Origin of the sequence: Microbacterium sp. H37-C3 (assembly GCF_027157935.1) — a bacterium.
GTDB classification, from domain to species: domain Bacteria; phylum Actinomycetota; class Actinomycetes; order Actinomycetales; family Microbacteriaceae; genus Microbacterium; species Microbacterium plantarum.
Genome location: NZ_JAPVLR010000002.1, coordinates 115343 through 131015, shown reverse-complemented (window position 1 = coordinate 131015; position 15673 = coordinate 115343). Strand labels below are relative to the sequence as shown.

General features: G+C 68.4%; 14 protein-coding genes. 11 read left to right on the top strand and 3 right to left on the bottom strand.

The features are described 5' to 3' along the window. Window positions 1-44 precede the first annotated feature (44 nt). Entirely contained in the window at window positions 45-3083 is a 3039-nt protein-coding gene (locus tag O1W71_RS05685; protein WP_269266910.1) for a SpaA isopeptide-forming pilin-related protein, read from the bottom strand. 956 nt (window positions 3084-4039) lie between these two features. On the opposite strand from O1W71_RS05685, the gene O1W71_RS05680 reads away from it, so the two are divergent. The 8 genes from O1W71_RS05680 (at window position 4040) to O1W71_RS05645 (ending at window position 12096) form a co-directional block, all read left to right on the top strand. After that, the gene (locus tag O1W71_RS05680) at window positions 4040-5761 is read left to right on the top strand and encodes a dihydroxyacetone kinase family protein (protein ID WP_269266909.1); all 1722 of its coding nucleotides are present in this window, start codon (window positions 4040-4042) and stop codon (window positions 5759-5761) included. Between the two features lies 1 nt (window position 5762). Beyond that, on the top strand, window positions 5763-6218 hold the full coding sequence (locus O1W71_RS05675) for a ribose-5-phosphate isomerase (RefSeq protein WP_269266908.1): 456 nt from the start codon (window positions 5763-5765) through the stop codon (window positions 6216-6218). 10 nt (window positions 6219-6228) lie between these two features. Further along, window positions 6229-6969 carry a triose-phosphate isomerase family protein gene (locus O1W71_RS05670; RefSeq protein ID WP_269266907.1) on the top strand — a complete coding sequence of 247 codons (741 nt, stop codon included), beginning with the start codon at window positions 6229-6231 and terminating at the stop codon, window positions 6967-6969. Between the two features lie 31 nt (window positions 6970-7000). Then, window positions 7001-7723: a GntR family transcriptional regulator gene (locus O1W71_RS05665; protein ID WP_071918717.1), complete on the top strand. Its 723-nt coding sequence runs from the start codon at window positions 7001-7003 to the stop codon at window positions 7721-7723. A gap of 91 nt (window positions 7724-7814) precedes the next feature. Further along, complete coding sequence (locus O1W71_RS05660) at window positions 7815-8762, top strand: sugar phosphate isomerase/epimerase family protein (RefSeq protein ID WP_269266906.1); 948 nt, start codon at window positions 7815-7817, stop codon at window positions 8760-8762. 23 nt (window positions 8763-8785) lie between these two features. Continuing rightward, window positions 8786-9757 (top strand): 3-hydroxyacyl-CoA dehydrogenase family protein, encoded by a 972-nt coding sequence (locus O1W71_RS05655; RefSeq protein WP_269266905.1) that lies wholly within the window; start codon window positions 8786-8788, stop codon window positions 9755-9757. 11 nt (window positions 9758-9768) lie between these two features. After that, the gene (locus O1W71_RS05650) at window positions 9769-10539 is read left to right on the top strand and encodes an SDR family NAD(P)-dependent oxidoreductase (protein WP_269266904.1); all 771 of its coding nucleotides are present in this window, start codon (window positions 9769-9771) and stop codon (window positions 10537-10539) included. Between the two features lie 162 nt (window positions 10540-10701). After that, window positions 10702-12096, top strand: a complete 1395-nt coding sequence (locus O1W71_RS05645) for an MFS transporter (RefSeq protein ID WP_269266903.1) — start codon at window positions 10702-10704, stop codon at window positions 12094-12096. A gap of 104 nt (window positions 12097-12200) precedes the next feature. On the opposite strand, the gene O1W71_RS05640 is transcribed toward O1W71_RS05645, so the two are convergent. Beyond that, window positions 12201-13163, bottom strand: a complete 963-nt coding sequence (locus tag O1W71_RS05640; protein ID WP_269266902.1) for a DNA topoisomerase IB — start codon at window positions 13161-13163, stop codon at window positions 12201-12203. A 1-nt stretch (window position 13164) separates the two neighbouring features. Beyond that, a complete protein-coding gene (locus O1W71_RS05635; protein WP_023953083.1) occupies window positions 13165-13434 on the bottom strand; it encodes a DUF7218 family protein in 270 nt (89 codons plus the stop codon). A gap of 319 nt (window positions 13435-13753) precedes the next feature. Here O1W71_RS05635 and O1W71_RS05630 point away from each other — a divergent pair, with 319 nt between their 5' ends. The 3 genes from O1W71_RS05630 (at window position 13754) to O1W71_RS05620 (ending at window position 15626) form a co-directional block, all read left to right on the top strand. Then, window positions 13754-13918: a hypothetical protein gene (locus O1W71_RS05630; RefSeq protein ID WP_023953086.1), complete on the top strand. Its 165-nt coding sequence runs from the start codon at window positions 13754-13756 to the stop codon at window positions 13916-13918. Between the two features lie 173 nt (window positions 13919-14091). Further along, on the top strand, window positions 14092-15015 hold the full coding sequence (locus tag O1W71_RS05625) for a DUF4097 family beta strand repeat-containing protein (protein WP_269266900.1): 924 nt from the start codon (window positions 14092-14094) through the stop codon (window positions 15013-15015). A 2-nt stretch (window positions 15016-15017) separates the two neighbouring features. After that, window positions 15018-15626, top strand: a complete 609-nt coding sequence (locus O1W71_RS05620) for a PadR family transcriptional regulator (protein ID WP_269266899.1) — start codon at window positions 15018-15020, stop codon at window positions 15624-15626. Window positions 15627-15673 lie beyond the last annotated feature (47 nt).

Sequence of the window (15673 nt, the reverse complement as noted above, 5' to 3'; positions counted from 1 at the left end):
GCCGCCACTCCGGGCACCCGCCGAGCATCACCCCCGAAGGAGACTCACCCCGCTACGCGAGAGCGACGCCGCTGCACCCACAGAAGGAGCGCAACCCCAAGACCAGCTGCGCCAGCCCCGACGAAGATCGCAAACGTGCCGGTGCCTCCGGTGAGCGGCAACTGCGGAACCTCCGACTGCACATTCTCGATGGGGACCTCGAACGCCGTGTCACCGCGCACGGTGATCTGACGCGGAGTGTCGTCGAGAACATACCCGGCAGGGGCGCGCGTCTCCGTCAGGACATAGTCCCCGGCAGTGAGCCCGGAAATCGTGAACTTTCCTGCTTCCGGATTCACATCGGTGCCACGGCACTCGGCGGCCGCGGCTGCGGTGCAATCCGTCACCGCGATCGCGGAGCCGATCGGGCTGCCCTGCGCGTCGAGTCGCACCAACGACCACTCGGACCCAGCGAGATGCTCAGTCGTGTCTCCCGCGTTCACCTTCTCCCACGAGAGCGTCGACGTCGTGACGATGATCCCTGCGGGATCGCAGGATTCGTCGACGTTCGTGTCTGCGGGAATGGCGCATGCGTTGTTGATCAGCTGCCCGCCCGCGGCTTCGTCACCCAGCACGATCGAGTACTCGATCGTGACCGCGTTGTCTTCGCCCGGAAGCAGCTCCGGGATCACTGCCCCGGCGGTGAGGCCGTCTGGCAGGGGGTTCAGCGCGGCGAGGTCGACTCGGTCGTCCGTGATCCGCACATCGGTGAGCGCTTGGTCGCCCGTGTTGGTCACGACCAGGCGGTACCGCACCGTCTCCCCGGCGTAGTGCGTGGGATAGTCGTCCACGTTCTGCGCGTCGTGCCATTCCCCGGCGGAGTCCTGCACGTACTTCTTCAGGGCAACGGAATTGACTGCCGCGATCTCGAACCTGCTCGAGGTGCGCATCGGGAGTTTGGTCCTCTCGGCACGAGCCTCTGCGACATTCACATAGACGTCTTCGGCTGCTGCCCCCGTGGTGATGACGGGAATGGTGAACTGCTGCTGTGCGGACGGTGCCAGCGAGGGCCCGATCACCCGCACTGCCGTCGCGTCGGGCATGAACGTGGTACTCCACCCCACCGTGTTCCCGCTCGGGTTGTTCACTGCCCCATTCGCGGGGTCCGCAGGGTCGGCTTTCAGCGTTGCGGGGTCAGCCCTGGTGTAGTAAACCGTCGCGCCGGCGACCGCCTGAACCGGCCCGCTCAACTGGTAGCCACCGGAGAAACGGGTTCCCCGGCCGTCGCCGTTGTAGGGCAGCACATCGATCGTGTCCGTGAACGCTTGCGGCTTGACGTCGGCTGAGGTGATTCGCACGGTCCACGAGTCTCGTGCGACGCCGTCTTCGTGCGGGACCTTCGCATTCTCCGCCGTTTTGGTGAGCAGAGTCAGCCCGCCGTCGCGAATCGTGGTCGTGGCGTTCGCTGTCGCCCGGTTCTGGCCGATGCTCGACGAAGCCGTGTTCACGAACGTCGCTCCGGGAGCAGCGGTGCTCGGGATCGTCGCCTGGAAAGTGATGAAGTAGTCCGTATTCGTGTTGACGGTTGCGAAGTCCCAGGTGAGGGTCTGCCCGTTCACCGAGGTCGGGGCCACTGAGGCACTGCCGGGCACCACGCTCATCCCCGCCGGGAGGGTATCGACCACCTTGTAGCCGGGCACGGCGATGTTCGCCGCCCCTTCGGCACGGTAGCGCAGCGTGTAGGTGACCGTTGCGCCAGGGATCGTCTCGCTCGGATCCACCTGCTTCACGATGGTGGGCTGGGCCACGATCACCCGCATCACGTCCCGAAACGCCCCGGTGAACGGGTAGCGAGAGTTCGGTGTGGCCGTTCCGTAGGCGGGCTTCTTGGCCGGGTCCATCTCTCGGTTATCGTTCATCCAGTTGCCCGCACCGTACTTGTACGATCCCCACTCCCAGATGTCTTGCCCGTCTCGGACCCCTGCTTTGATCGTCGAGTCGACATACAGCATCACCATCTGGCGATTGGTCATGTCGAAGCCGCTCTGATTCCCGATAGCGGCACGGACGGCCTTCACCCGGCTTCGATCTGCGGGCGGGGTAGAGACCCAGTCGCTGCTTCCCCAGCCGGTATCGCAATTGAATGCGTTCGGATTGTAGGAGGTGCTATTGGGATTCACCAGCGGGTCGGCGCCCACGTAGTACCACTCGGTGACGTTCGGATCGGGTGTGATCGTCCCGCCACTGACGGGCCGACCCACGGCAGCCTGCGTGAACTCCACGTACCTCGTGTCGAGGATGCTGCAGACCTGGTTGGTGGTGGTGTCCGTCGTCGGAACGACTGCAACGCCCTGACGGACCGGACCGCCCGTGAACTGCCGGAACGTGTCATCCCAGTAGCTCCCGATCGGGCGCGGACTCATGGTCTGCGGCTGCCATCCGCCGGTCTGGGTGCCACGCGTGTAGGCCACGGAGTGAGAGTTGTTGTTGGGGTCGTCAGCGGAGGTGGCACCGGAACTCGGGGCGGTGTATGTCGGCGCGCTTGCGGTCACCGTGAGATTTCCCGGGGCCGTGTACGGGAAGTACATGCTGATCTTTCCCGATGCGATGACATTCCATCCCGAAGGCAGGTCGACCCCGGCACCGTCCTGCGTCGGATAGGACGATTGCGCATAATTCAGTCCGCTCAGCGTGAGCGTGAAGTTGTTCTTCGAGACGCGCGTGATCGTGCATGACGGGAATGCGGCCCGTTGGCTCGCAGGAGCGACACTATCGGATCTCGGATACCCGGAGAAAACAAGGTTCAACGCCTGGCAGGCCGCACCCGAGAAGAGCTGGACATCCTGATTAAGCGAGTCGGTGACCTGGATCCGGTACGAAACGGAGGCCGGGCCTGCGGGTCCATTGGGCCCGTGGCGGAGCGACCACGGCAGCTCGAACTCTTGGAATGTGCCGTTCTGGCTGGGGTAACTCCTCGCCGTGCCGTCGAACTTCAGGTCCATCGCGAACGCATTCTTCACGGTCAGGAGAGGCAAGGCTGCAGAGACGCCACCCACACTCCCGGAAACGGTGACGCGTTCGCCGTCCTTCGCCTGCACCGTCATCCCGGTGATGACGAGTTCGGCGGTGCCCTGGTCTCGCGTTCCGACGTTGCACGTCATCGTCTTGCCGTCTGCAGAGATCGACGAGGCCGGACTGACGCCCTCGACCTTGCATACGCTGGGAAGAGTGGTGAACACCGCCCCCTGAGCGGCGAAGGTGAGGGTGACGTTGTCGACCGGATCGTTCGTGGGTGCGGGACCGTCGTCGTTGACGTTGTAACGCCACGTCGTGCTGACCACGTCACCGGTCTTGACCGTGGTCGGAGTGTTCGCTCCCCATGCCCCCTCGATCTGGTAGACGGTGGCGGCCTGAGCCGGCGCGGGGGCCTGCGCGGCGGCGAGGCCACTCAGAACCACCACTGCCAGAGAAGCCGCACTGAGCTTCCTCAACCGCGTTCGCAGGCGTGACGGATGCGAACGTGCCGGTTCCTGCGGCACCGCTCTGACACGGGATGTGACCATAGTTCTGTTCCTCGGGGTTGTTCGAAGCTTGGTGCGGCGACGAATCGCGTGTCTTGTCAGGCGTCCAGGTCCTGCCGGCGGCCATTCGCCAGCACGACTCCCGCGGCGATAGCCACCACTGCGCCGCTGGTGGGCGGTAGACCGGCCCCACCTGTCTCGATGCTAATCACGGCCTCTCCTGAGGGCACGACGTTTTCGTTATACATAATGTCTTTTTTGTTTTCGTGATACAGAAGGGATGCGCGAGCTAATGCAGAAACGTCGCGCGGCTGGAATCTGATGTCGAGCTAAAACTGCTCATATTCTTTCGCTCAGGTGGGCTTCCCCAGCGCGTCCACCCGCCGCATCACGGCGTCGGGGACGGTCGAGACGCCGACGCGTCGCATCGAAGAGCACCGGCGCCGGCTTCGGCGGATGCCGCGGCTTCGGGTCGCGACCCGGCGCGTTTCCTATAGGATCGACGAAAGGTTCGCTCCCCCATCGCAGAGGAGAACGCAATGACGCGTCTGTTCAATGACCCCGACGAGTTCGTCGAGGACTCCGTCGCCGGTTTCGTCGCGGCCTCCGGCCGGTGGGTCCGCCCCGTCACGGGAGGTGTCGTCCGCTCGACCCGCGGCGCGGAGCCCACGGTCGCTGTCGTCGTGGGGGGCGGCAGCGGCCACTACCCCGCCTTCGCCGGGCTCGTCGGTCCCGGGCTCGCGCATGGCGCCGTGATGGGCAATCTGTTCGCGTCGCCGTCGGCCCACCAGGTGCGATCTGTGGCGAAGGCCGCGCACGAGGGTCGCGGAGTGCTCCTCAGCTACGGCAACTATGCCGGCGACGTCCTGCACTTCACCCAGGCTCAGGACCGTCTCCGCGAGGCGGGCATCGACTGCCGCACCGTGACGGTGACCGACGACATCTCCAGCGCTCCCCCGCACGAGCGTGAGAAGCGCCGCGGCATCGCCGGCGACCTCGTCGTCTTCAAGATCGCCGGCGCGGCCGCGGAGGAGGGCCACGACCTCGACGACGTCGAGCGCCTGGCGCGGCTCGCCAACGACCGCACCCGCTCTCTCGGTGTCGCCTTCGGCGGCTGCACCCTCCCGGGCGCGACCGAGCCGCTCTTCACCGTGCCGCAGGGACGCATGGCCGTAGGCCTCGGCATCCACGGTGAACCCGGCATCGACGAGGTCGACATCCCCACTGCGGCCGAGCTCGCGCAGCTGCTCGTCGAGCGGCTGCTCGCTGAGCGGCCCGACGACACCGCCCCGACCGGTCGCGTGGTGCCGATCCTGAACGGACTCGGCTCGGTGAAGTACGAGGAGCTCTACGTCGTTTACGGCGCCGTCGATCGGTTGCTGACCGAAGCGGGAGTCGAGGTCGTTTCGCCCGAAGTCGGCGAGTTCTGCACGAGCTTCGACATGGCCGGCGTCTCGCTCACCCTCCTCTGGCTCGACGACGAGCTCGACCGGCTGTGGCACGCGTCGTGCGATACCCCCGCATTCCGTCGAGGCTCGGTCGACGGCCGCGTCGTGGTGACGACCGTCGCCGACGACGATGATGAGACCGAGACGATCGGGCCGGCCGGGGAAGAGTCGCGACGCGCGGCCGCCGTCGTCGCTCACGCGCTCGACGCCGTCGCGGCGATGCTCGATGACCAGGCCGACGAGCTCGGACGCATCGACCGCATCGCGGGCGACGGCGACCACGGCATCGGCATGCAGCGCGGCAGTCGCGCGGCCGCGGCCGCCGCCTCACGTGCCGTCACCGCCGGCGCGGGCGCGCGAACGGCACTGCAGCACGCAGGCGACGCGTGGGCTGACAAGGGCGGCGGCACGTCGGGCGCGATCTGGGGCGAGATGCTCGTCGACCTCGGCGCCGCCCTCGGCGATGACGACGCAGTCGACGCCTCGGCCCTGTCCGCGGGCGTGGGACGCATGAAGGATGCCGTGATGTCGTTCGGCAAGGCCACGGTCGGCGACAAGACGATGATCGACGCGATCGTTCCCTTCGCCGACACGCTCCGCGACCGACTCGCTCAGGGCGATGCCCTGCTCGACGCGTGGGCGACGGCCGCCGACGCCGCACAGGCCGCCGCCGAGGCGACCGCCCAGCTCACCGCCCGACTCGGCCGCGCCCGTACGCACGGCGACCGCAGTCTCGGCACCCCCGATCCCGGCGCGGTCTCGTTCGCGCTGGTCACCCGCACGGTTCTCGATGTCCTGAAGGAGGACGCCTGACATGGCACTGCGACTGATCGTCGGCTCGGATGACGCCGGCTACGAGTACAAGGAACGCATCAAGGCCGACCTGGAGGCGAACCCCCTCGTCGCCGAGGTCATCGACGTCGGCGACGACGCCGACAGCCACACCAACTATCCGGCAGTCGCGACCGCCGCCGCGGAGCGTGTGCGCGACGGCGAGGCCGATCGCGCGATCCTCATCTGCGGCACGGGGCTCGGCGTCGCGATCGCGGCGAACAAGGTCACCGGCATCCGCGCCGTCACGGCGCACGACTCGTACTCGGTCGAGCGGTCGATCCTGTCGAACGACGCCCAGGTGCTGTGCATGGGCCAGCGCGTCGTGGGGATCGAGCTGGCACGGCGCCTCGCGGCGGAATGGCTCACCTACACCTTCGACACCTCGAGCGCCTCGGCCGAGAAGGTGCGCGAGATCTGCGCATACGAAGAGGGGTGAGGTCCGCCCGATGATCATCGGCGCGAGCCTCAAGACCTATTTCTCGCACGCCCGCACGCTGACCTGGGTCTCGGAGGTCGCGGCGATCCTCGACGAGCACCCCGCACGCAATCGCGTCGCGGCTTTCGTCGCGCCCCAGTTCCCCTCGATCCCCGGCGCGCTCGAGCGCGCGGGGCGGCTCGTGGTCGGGGCGCAGGACCTCGCCGTGCATGACACCGGCGCCTACACCGGCGAGGTCTCGGGCGCGGTCCTGGCCGAGCTCGGATGCCGCTACGCCGAGGTCGGGCATGCCGAGCGTCGTCGCCTGTTCGGCGAGACCGAGAGCGTGGTGTCCGCGAAGACTCATGCGGCGCTGCGGAACGGTCTCACCCCGGTCGTCTGCGTCGGCGAGGAGGACGAGGCGGGGATCGACGCTGCGATCGCTACCTGCGCGCAGCAGGTGCGCAGCGCCCTCGCCGATGCCGACGAGGCGGGCGCGAGCGGCGCGGTGGTCATCGCCTACGAGCCGCTCTGGGCGATCGGGGCGCCGGCGCCCGCGACATCCGAACACATCCGGTCGGTCTGCTCGGGACTGAGATCTCGAATCGACGACGCCGACCGCGAGGTCTCGATCATCTACGGCGGCAGTGCGGGGCCCGGTCTGCTCTCCACCATCTCCGACGCCGTCGACGGCCTGTTCCTCGGCCGGTTCGCGCACGACCCGCGCGCAGTTCGTGACATCCTCGATGAGGTGGAGGCCCTCTCGGGGTGAGGCGCGCTCCGTGCGAACCGGAAGAGGGACGATGACCGCATCACGGGATGGCAACCTGCGGGGACTCGATGCGACGATCGAGCGGCGGGGCCTGCGCGACCACGTCTACGAGCGCATCCTCCAGCTGCTGCTCAGCGGCGAGGCGGTTCCCGGCCGCCGCCTGTCGATCGACACGATCGCGCGTCAGCTGGACGTGTCGCAGACCCCGGTGCGCGAAGCGCTCGTGCAGCTCGAGCGCACGGGTCTCGTCACGCGCGAGGCGCTGCGCGGCTACCGAGTCGCCCCGCCCCTCGGACTCGATCAGCTGCGCGAGCTCTTCGACGCCCGCATCATGCTCGAGACGCATGCCACGCGTCTCGCGACGCCCGCCTCGCCCGAGATGATCGACGAGTTGCGCGCCGCGGAGGAGGAGCACCGCAGCATCGGCAAGCGTGTCATCGAGGCTCTGAACGCCGGCGCGGCCGACCTCGAGCTGACCGCGGCCTACTTCGTCGCGGACGCCGCGTTCCATCGGGTCGTGTTCGACCACTGCGGCAACCGGTATCTCACCGAGATGTCCGAGACCCTCGGAGCCCAGCTGCACCGGATGCGGCAGTCGGTCCGACACGGTGTGACCGACGTGCGCGAGGCGATCGCCGAGCACGAGGCTCTCGTCGACGCGTTCGCAACGGGCGACCCCGACGCTCCCGAGCGGTCGATGCTGCACCACCTCGAGCAGGTGCGCCAGCGATCGCTCGGACTCGAACAGGCCTGACCCCCCGCCTCGAACTCCCTCTTGCAGCGTTCTCTATTTCCTATAGGATCTACGGGAGTCCTCGTCTGACACGCTCGCCAATGGAGTCGTCATGAACGCAACGTCGCACCCGTCCGCCCCTACGCCCGGCCCGATCGCGGTCTGCATGCACGGCTTCTCCCCCGTCGCCGCGGATGGGACCCGCCTGCACGACGCCGACGCCGAGACCTGGGACGGCGTGTTCTCGCAGGTCGAGCGGCTCGGCTTCACAGCGATCGAGATCGCGGACAGCCACATCCGCCCGTCTGAGCTGACCGCGTCCCGCCGGGCCGAGCTGAAGTCCATCGCGACGAGCCACGGGGTCGAGCTCGTCTCGGTGCACGTGCAGCGACAGAGCGTCATCCAGTCGGGCAAGGGCGAGGAGAACCTCGCGTACGCGCACCGCGCGATCGACGCGGCGGCCGAACTCGGCATGAGCGTGTTCTCGACCGGACTCCATCAGCCCTTCAGCGAGGCCCAGCGCGCCGCTCTGTGGTTCTGGACCGCGCCGGGCCCGGTCGACCCCGATGACGCCGACACCCGCGCACTCGCGGTCCGACGCCTGCGCGAACTGGGCGAGCATGCGGCATCCGTCGGCCTGCCGATGTCGCTGGAGATGTATGAGGACACCTACCTCGGCACCGCCGACAGCGCGGTGCGCCTCATCGAGGAGATCGGGCTCGACAACGTGGGCCTCAACCCCGACATCGGCAACCTCGTGCGCCTGCACCGTCCCATCGAGGACTGGCGCGAGATGCACGAGAAGACCCTCCCCTACGCGAACTACTGGCACATGAAGAACTACGCGCGCGACGAGGCGGCCGACGGCAGCTGGCAGACCTCGACGCCGACGAGCATGGAGCTCGGCCTCATCAACTACCGGGCGATGGTCGCCCGCGCGCTCGAGCTCGGGTTCCGCGGCCCGTTCCTCATGGAGCAGTACGGCGGCGACAGCCTCGGGGTGTGCGCCCGCAACCGCGACTACCTGACCTCCCTGCTTCCGGCGACCGCCGGAGCCTGACCGACACCGACGAGGAGAACGTCATGACCGAGAACGAACGCCCCGTGTACGCGGTGGTGGGCAGCGGCTACATGGGCGGCGGCATCGCGCAGTCGCTCGCCCTGTCGGGCGCCGACGTGCGCATCGCCGACGTCGACATCGAGGTCGCCCGCGGCAACCGCGACCGCCTCATCGCCGAGGCCGCGCAGTTCGCCGCCGACGGCCTGTTCCCCGCCGACGCCAGCGCCGTCATCGCCGAGCGCATCACGGCGATGACGATCGAGGATGCCGTCGCCGCCGCCTCCTTCATCGAGGAGGCCGTGCCCGAGAAGATCGAGATCAAGCACGCGACCCTCCGCCGCATCTCGGCTGCGGCCGCGCCCGACGCGATCATCGGCAGCAACACCTCGACGATCCTCATCGGCCGCCTGGCTGAGGCCGTGATTGAGCCGAGCCGGTTCCTCGGCGTGCACTTCTCGAACCCCGCCCCCTTCATTCCCGGCGTCGAGCTGATCCCGCACGCCGGCACCGACGAGTCGGTCCTCCCCGTCGTCGAGGCCATCGTCGCCGCGACGGGCAAGGAGACCGCACGCGTGAAGGATGCGACCGGGTTCGTGCTCAACCGCCTGCAGTACGCGCTCTTCCACGAGGCGACGCAGCTGGTCGAGGAGGGCGTCGCCACTCCGGAGGACATCGACACCATCGTGCGCACGACCTTCGGCTTCCGCCTGCCCTTCTTCGGGCCGTTCGCGATCGCCGACATGGCCGGACTCGACGTGTACGCCTTCTGCTACGCGTCGCTGCAGACGGAGTTCCCCGAGCGGTTCGCGACACCGCCCATCCTCGACCAGCTCGTCTCGGCCGGGAAGCTCGGCACGAAATCCGGCGCGGGGTTCCTCGACGTCCCCGCCGAGCGCACGCCCGAGCTCATCGCCTACCGCAACAAGGCGTACGTGGCAATGAAGAAGCTCATCGACGAGCTCGGCCCCGCCCCCATCCACCCCGCACAGGACTGAGAGAACACGCCATGGCATCCGTCTTCCCCGCTGAGCGCACCGTCATCCTGACCGGCGCCGCGAGCCCCCGGGGCATCGGCCGCACGACCGCCTTCCACCTGGCCGAGCGCGGCTGGCACATCGGCATCGTCGACGTCGACGCCGCGGCCGCCGAGCGCACCGCCGCCGAGGTCGCCGAGGCCCACGGCGTGCGGGCCGTCGGCGTCGGCGCGAACGTCGCCGACCGCGAGCAGGCCGTCGCCGCGATCGACGCTCTTGAGGCCTCGCTGCCCCAGATCGTCGCCCTCGTGAACTTCGCCGGCGTCTCCTCCCCGATCCCCTACCTCGAGGTCACCCCCGAGGAATGGCACCGTGTCGAGTCGATCAACCTCGACGGCGTGCACTGGGTCACGCAGCGCGTCGCCCGGACGCTCGTCGCGAACGGCGTGGGCCGCCTTGTGGGCATCTCGTCGGTGTCGGCGCAGCGAGGAGGCGGCACCTTCTCGAAGACGCCTTACTCGGCGGCGAAGGCGGGCGTGATCGGTCTGATGCGCTCCGTCGCGCGGGAGCTCGGGCCGCTCGGCATCACGGCGAACGTCATCTCGCCCGGCCCGATCGACACCGACATCATGGGCGGAACGCTGACGGAGGAGCGCAAGACGGCGATGGCCGCCGACGGCGTCCTGCCGCGCATCGGCACCCCCACCGACATCGCCGCGGCGGTGGCGTACCTGATCAGCGAGGACGCCGGATTCGTGACGGGCCAGACCCTGAACGTCGACGGTGGCCTCTACATGCACTGAGGCTCCCGTGAACCGCAACTGGTCCCGCGGACGCCTCGGGTTCCTGGCCATCGGGGTGATCTGCGTGGTCGTCGGCCTCGTCCTGATCATTCCCTCACTCGGCGGCTGAGCCGCTACCTCGTCACCCCGTAACACCTCACACGAACTCGAAGGAGAGTCACTGTGTCCTCATCGGACTACGGTCCCGCGACGCGGGCCAACGTCACGGTCGCGAATGAGCTGCTGAGCAGCCCGCACCTGGCGAGCGGCATCAAGAAGGCCACCTACCGGCTCATGCCGATGCTGATCATCCTGTACTTCGTCGCGTTCCTCGACCGCACGAACGTCGGGTTCGCCGAGTCCGCCCTCGAGGTCGACCGAGGCATCTCGGCGGGTGCCTACGCCCTCGGAGCCGGCATCTTCTTCATCGGATACGCCCTCTTCGAGATCCCCTCGAACCTGCTGCTCGACAAGTTCGGCGCGCGCTTCTGGCTCGCCCGGATCGCCGTCACCTGGGGCATCGTCGCCTCGCTGTTCGCCTTCGTCAACGGCGAGACGATGTTCATCGTGCTGCGCTTCCTCCTGGGCGTGACGGAGGCCGGCCTGTTCCCCGGCGTGATCATGTTCCTCGCGCAGTGGTTCCCCAACAAGCGCCGCGTGCAGATGTTCGCGCTGTTCTACCTCGCGCAGCCCTTCTCGCAGATGCTCGGCGCCCCGCTGTCGGGCGGCCTGATCAGCATCGGCGACCAGGTCACCCCCTGGGCCGGCTGGCAGGTGATGTTCTTCGTCGAGGGCATGATGGCGGTCGTCGCCGGTATCGCGGCCCTGTTCTTCCTCGTCGATTCGCCGCAGAAGGCGAAGTTCCTCGACGACGACGAGAAGGCCGCACTGAAGGCGGTGATGGAGCACGAAGACACGGTGAAGGAATCCGATGGGCCCCGCGGCATCGGCGCGGCGCTCATCAGCTGGAAGGTCTGGTACTTCACGGTCATCTACTTCTGCCTGCAGATCGCCGTCTACGGCACGACGTTCTACCTGCCGCAGCAGGTGTCGAACCTCATCGGAGAATCGGTCGGCTGGCAGGTGGGCCTCGTGTCCGCCATACCGTGGGCGGTCGGCCTGTTCGCCTGCTACTACGTCGGCAAGCACGCCGACACGGTTCGCCGGCGTCGCGTCTGGGGTGCGCTGTTCTTCCTCGTGACGGGCTCGGCCATCCTGGTCTCGGCGTGGGCCGGGGCCAACGGACAGGGCCTGCTCGGCATCATCGCGATCACCGTGGCGGTCGCGGCGTTCCTCTCGACGGGCCCCATCACGTGGTCGTTCCCGACCTCGTTCCTCACCGGGGCGGCCGCTGCGGCCGGTATCGGTCTCATCAACTCCCTCGGCAACCTGGGCGGATTCGTCGCCCCGATCATGCGCACGGGGATCAACGAGGCCGTCCCGACCGAGAGCGGCGCCTGGGGCGTGGTGTCGCTGGGCCTGTTCGCGTTCCTCGCCGCCGTCATGATGTGGGCGACCCGGTTCTTCAGCTCGAAGGCCGACGCCCTCCTCACCTCGGGCGAGAGCAAGCGCCGCTGACGCATCGCCCGCTCTCGAACGGCCCGGTGTCGCCTCGCGCGGCCCGGGCCGTTTCGGCGTTGCGGTCGGATGTTGCGGTTCGGCGTGCTCGCGCGAGCCGCGCGTCAGCCGAGGACGAGCGAACGGATGGCCGTCTCGGGCGAGACCGTCGTGTCGAGCAGCATCCCCGAGCGATATCGTTCGAACACGCGCGGGTCGATGTACGAGCTGCGCGCGACCGCGGGGGTGTTCCCCAGCGCCGTCGCGGCGGCGCGCACGGCTTCGACCTCCGCCTGATGCACTGCCCGGGCCGTCTCAGCGATGCCGATGCGTGCGAGGGCGTCCGCCGCGATGACGGTGCCGCGAAGAGTGCGGAAGTCCTTGGCGGTGAACGGGCCGCCCGTCAGCGCACGCACGTAGGCGTTGACGTCGTTCGGGGTGAGTGGAACCCGCCGGCGCTGCCGCTGCCACGCGAGCAGCGGCGACGAGGGGCGCCCCTCGATCAGGAGCATGATGGCCGTGGCGAGGTCCGGGTCGGGGATCTCGAGCGCCTGGCGCTGTCCGCTCTTGCCCGAGAAAGCCAGGCTCACGACGGTGTCGGCCACGGAGGCGTCGCGACGTCTCAGCGTCGTCAGCCCGCGGCTGCCGTGCTGCAGCAGGTAGCGCTGCGAACCGATGCGCAGCGCCGACCGGTCGAGCAGCCGGAATGCCGCGGCGAGGACGCGCTCGCGATCGAGGTCGGCGCGTCGCAACGAGGCGGTCGCACGCGAGCGGGCACGTGGCAGGGATTCGGCGAGCTGCAGCGCTCGGGCGTACTTGCCCTTGTCACGACTGCGCGTCCAATCGGGGTGGTAGATGTACTGTCGACGACCCGCATCGTCGGTTCCGACGACCTGGATGTGCCCCTGCGGATCCGCGCAGATCCAGACGTCCTTCCAGGCGGGCGGGATGACGATGCTGCGGATGCGGGCGAGGTCGCGCCGCCCGACCGCCCCGCCGTCGGCATCCGTGTACCGGAAGCCCTTGCCTGAGCGGATGCGCCGGATGCCGGCATCGACATCGGGCCGGACCCGGACGAGTCGGGCCACCTCAGTGGTTGCGCAGCATCGAGATGATCTGCGCCTTCTTCTTGCCGGAGTACCCGGAGATGCCGAGTTCCTTGGCGCGCTTCTTCAGCTCGTCGACGGTCCAGTCCTCGTAGTCGCCCGACTGTCCACCGCGGCTGCCGACCTTCTTGCGGCCGTCGCGGGCGGCGGCGTTCGAGATGCGGGCGGCCTTCTCTTTCGAGGCGCCGTCCTCGCGCAGCTCCTCGTAGAGCTCGGGGTCTTTGAGACTGTTCGATCCGCGTCCCTGTGGCATGGCGGTCTCCCCTCTTCGTCAGGCTGACGCTACGACCGTCGCGAGGGTCGCCGCAGGTGCTTGACAGGCGTTCGCGAGAGGCCCTAACCCCACCCCACCCCACCCGCCGTCCGACCGTGACCCGTCACAAAGGGCGCCTTCCTCGCCGCCGAGACGACCATGTGCGTCGGGTCGGCGCCTAGTGGAATACCACCACGGCGAATCCGTCGTCAAGGCCTCGGCACTCACGCTCGGCATTCTCTAACGTTGCGGTCAGCCCTTCACGGGGTCGGAACGTCTCGCAGTGGGACGGACATTGGGAGACAGACAAGGAGCCCCCATGAACATCTTCCTCATCATCATCATCGTCGTTGCGATCGTGCTCGCGATCGTCAGTGGCCTGAACAGCGCACTGAGCTGGCTGCTCTGGGTCGCCCTGATCGTCGGTGTGATCGCGCTCATCGCGTTCCTCTTCCGAGTGATCAGCGGCAACAAGCGCGTCTGACCGCCGCGCTGCGCGAACGCCTCCGCCTTCGGGTGGGGGCGTTCTGCATTTCCCGAAGCAGCGAACGAACGGCCCATCGACTCTAGACGAGTCGCGATATATCGTGTTACCGTCAGCAGACGCGATATATCGCGATCATGCGCGACGACCGTCGCCAGAGGAGAGGGAACGCCATGACACTGCAGAAATGGATCGTCCACCCGGAGGAGACCCGGGTGATCGACATCGACGACATTCGGAAGCTCAAGGTGAGCATGGTCGGGGGCCAGATCGACATCGTCGCCCACGACGAGCCCGGCGTCCGCATCGAGGTGCACGCCGTCACCGGTAAGGACCTGCGCATCGAGGCGACCGGCGACGTCGTGGAGATCGACCACCCGCAGTTGCGCTGGGACAACTTCACGCAGGTGTTCCGCAACTTCGGCTCCTCCGGCCCGAAGGCCGAGATCAGCGTCGCCGTCCCCCGCGGCACGGACCTCACGCTCGGCGTCGTCAGCGCGAGCGCGCTCGTGTCGGGCCTCACGGCCGATGCGCGGGTCAACACCGTCTCGGGCGACATCATCATCGACGGGATCACGGGTGATGTGAACGCGAACGCGGTCTCGGGCGACGTGCAGGCCCGCGAGCTGACCGGTGCGCTCACCGCGAAGTCCGTGTCGGGCGACGTGTCGGCTATCGGCACCCTGCGCGCGGCCGACATCGACACGGTGTCGGGCGCCATGCTCGTCGACTCGTCCGGCCCGATCCAGTCGATCACGCTCCACACCGTGGGTGGCGACGCGACGGTTCGCCTCGACGAGAGCCTGCCCGCGAACTACCAGGTGCGCAGCGTCAGCGGACGCGTGCTCATCGACGGCGTCGTGCGCTCCGGACAGGGCGCCGGCCCGCTCACGAGCTTCACCGGTTCGACCGGCGAGCTCAGCGGCTCCTTCGTAGACGTCCGCACCAACTCGGTCTCGGGCGACCTCACCGTCCTGCGGCGCTCCGCCCCCGCGGCCACCGACGTCGCCGGCAGCAGCACGCCCGAGGTCGCAAGCGAGGCAGCACCCGAGGCCGCCCCGGTCGAGGACGCCGCGGACCGTCGCGAGGATCACTGACCATGCCGCCCGTCTTCTCACACGGCGACCTGCGTCTTTACCTGTTGTCGCTGCTCGACGAGTCGCCGCGGCACGGGTACGACCTCATGCAGGCTCTCACCGAGCGCACCGGCGGCACCTACTCGCCCAGCGCCGGCACGATCTACCCCCGCCTCGCCAAACTCGAGGACGAGGGACTCGTGACCAAGACCGTCGACGGTCGCAAGACGGTCTACGAGATCACGGATGCCGGTCGCGACGAGCTCTCGGCCCGCCGCCATGACCTCGACGGCATCCAGGCCGGCTTGGCGGACAGCATCCGCCTCATCGCCGACGAGGTCCGGGGCAGTGTGCGTGCGGCGATGAAGAGCCTCCAGGCCGACCTCGCCGCCGCCGCGAACGTCGACCACGAGACCGCCACGCGTCCGTCGCCGCCCGAGAACCCACGCGCAGAGGCCCGCGCGCAGGCGCAACGAGCGGATGCCGCGATCGCCGAGTTCCGCGCGAACGTGAAGGCCGACCTGCGGTCGCACATCGCGCGCGACGGAGACGTACCGGCATCCGTCGTCGACGACCTCGTCGCCGCGCTCGCCCGGACCCGCGACGAGATGCTGCGGGCCCTGCGGGGCTGACGACGCACGGTGGCGCGCCGCGCCGCACCGCGCCGAGGACCTCTGCT

Excerpts from the sequence above, each read along its gene's own strand:
- O1W71_RS05625 (WP_269266900.1), top strand. The coding sequence starts at position 14,092 with ATGACACTGCAGAAATGGATCGTCCACCCGGAGGAGACCCGGGTGATC.
- O1W71_RS05635 (WP_023953083.1), bottom strand. The coding sequence starts at position 13,434 with ATGCCACAGGGACGCGGATCGAACAGTCTCAAAGACCCCGAGCTCTAC.
- O1W71_RS05655 (WP_269266905.1), top strand. The coding sequence starts at position 8,786 with ATGACCGAGAACGAACGCCCCGTGTACGCGGTGGTGGGCAGCGGCTAC.
- O1W71_RS05680 (WP_269266909.1), top strand. The coding sequence starts at position 4,040 with ATGACGCGTCTGTTCAATGACCCCGACGAGTTCGTCGAGGACTCCGTC.
- O1W71_RS05650 (WP_269266904.1), top strand. The coding sequence starts at position 9,769 with ATGGCATCCGTCTTCCCCGCTGAGCGCACCGTCATCCTGACCGGCGCC.
- O1W71_RS05670 (WP_269266907.1), top strand. The coding sequence starts at position 6,229 with ATGATCATCGGCGCGAGCCTCAAGACCTATTTCTCGCACGCCCGCACG.
- O1W71_RS05620 (WP_269266899.1), top strand. The coding sequence starts at position 15,018 with ATGCCGCCCGTCTTCTCACACGGCGACCTGCGTCTTTACCTGTTGTCG.
- O1W71_RS05630 (WP_023953086.1), top strand. The coding sequence starts at position 13,754 with ATGAACATCTTCCTCATCATCATCATCGTCGTTGCGATCGTGCTCGCG.
- O1W71_RS05660 (WP_269266906.1), top strand. The coding sequence starts at position 7,815 with ATGAACGCAACGTCGCACCCGTCCGCCCCTACGCCCGGCCCGATCGCG.
- O1W71_RS05675 (WP_269266908.1), top strand. The coding sequence starts at position 5,763 with ATGGCACTGCGACTGATCGTCGGCTCGGATGACGCCGGCTACGAGTAC.
- O1W71_RS05665 (WP_071918717.1), top strand. The coding sequence starts at position 7,001 with ATGACCGCATCACGGGATGGCAACCTGCGGGGACTCGATGCGACGATC.
- O1W71_RS05685 (WP_269266910.1), bottom strand. The coding sequence starts at position 3,083 with ATGACGGTGCAGGCGAAGGACGGCGAACGCGTCACCGTTTCCGGGAGT.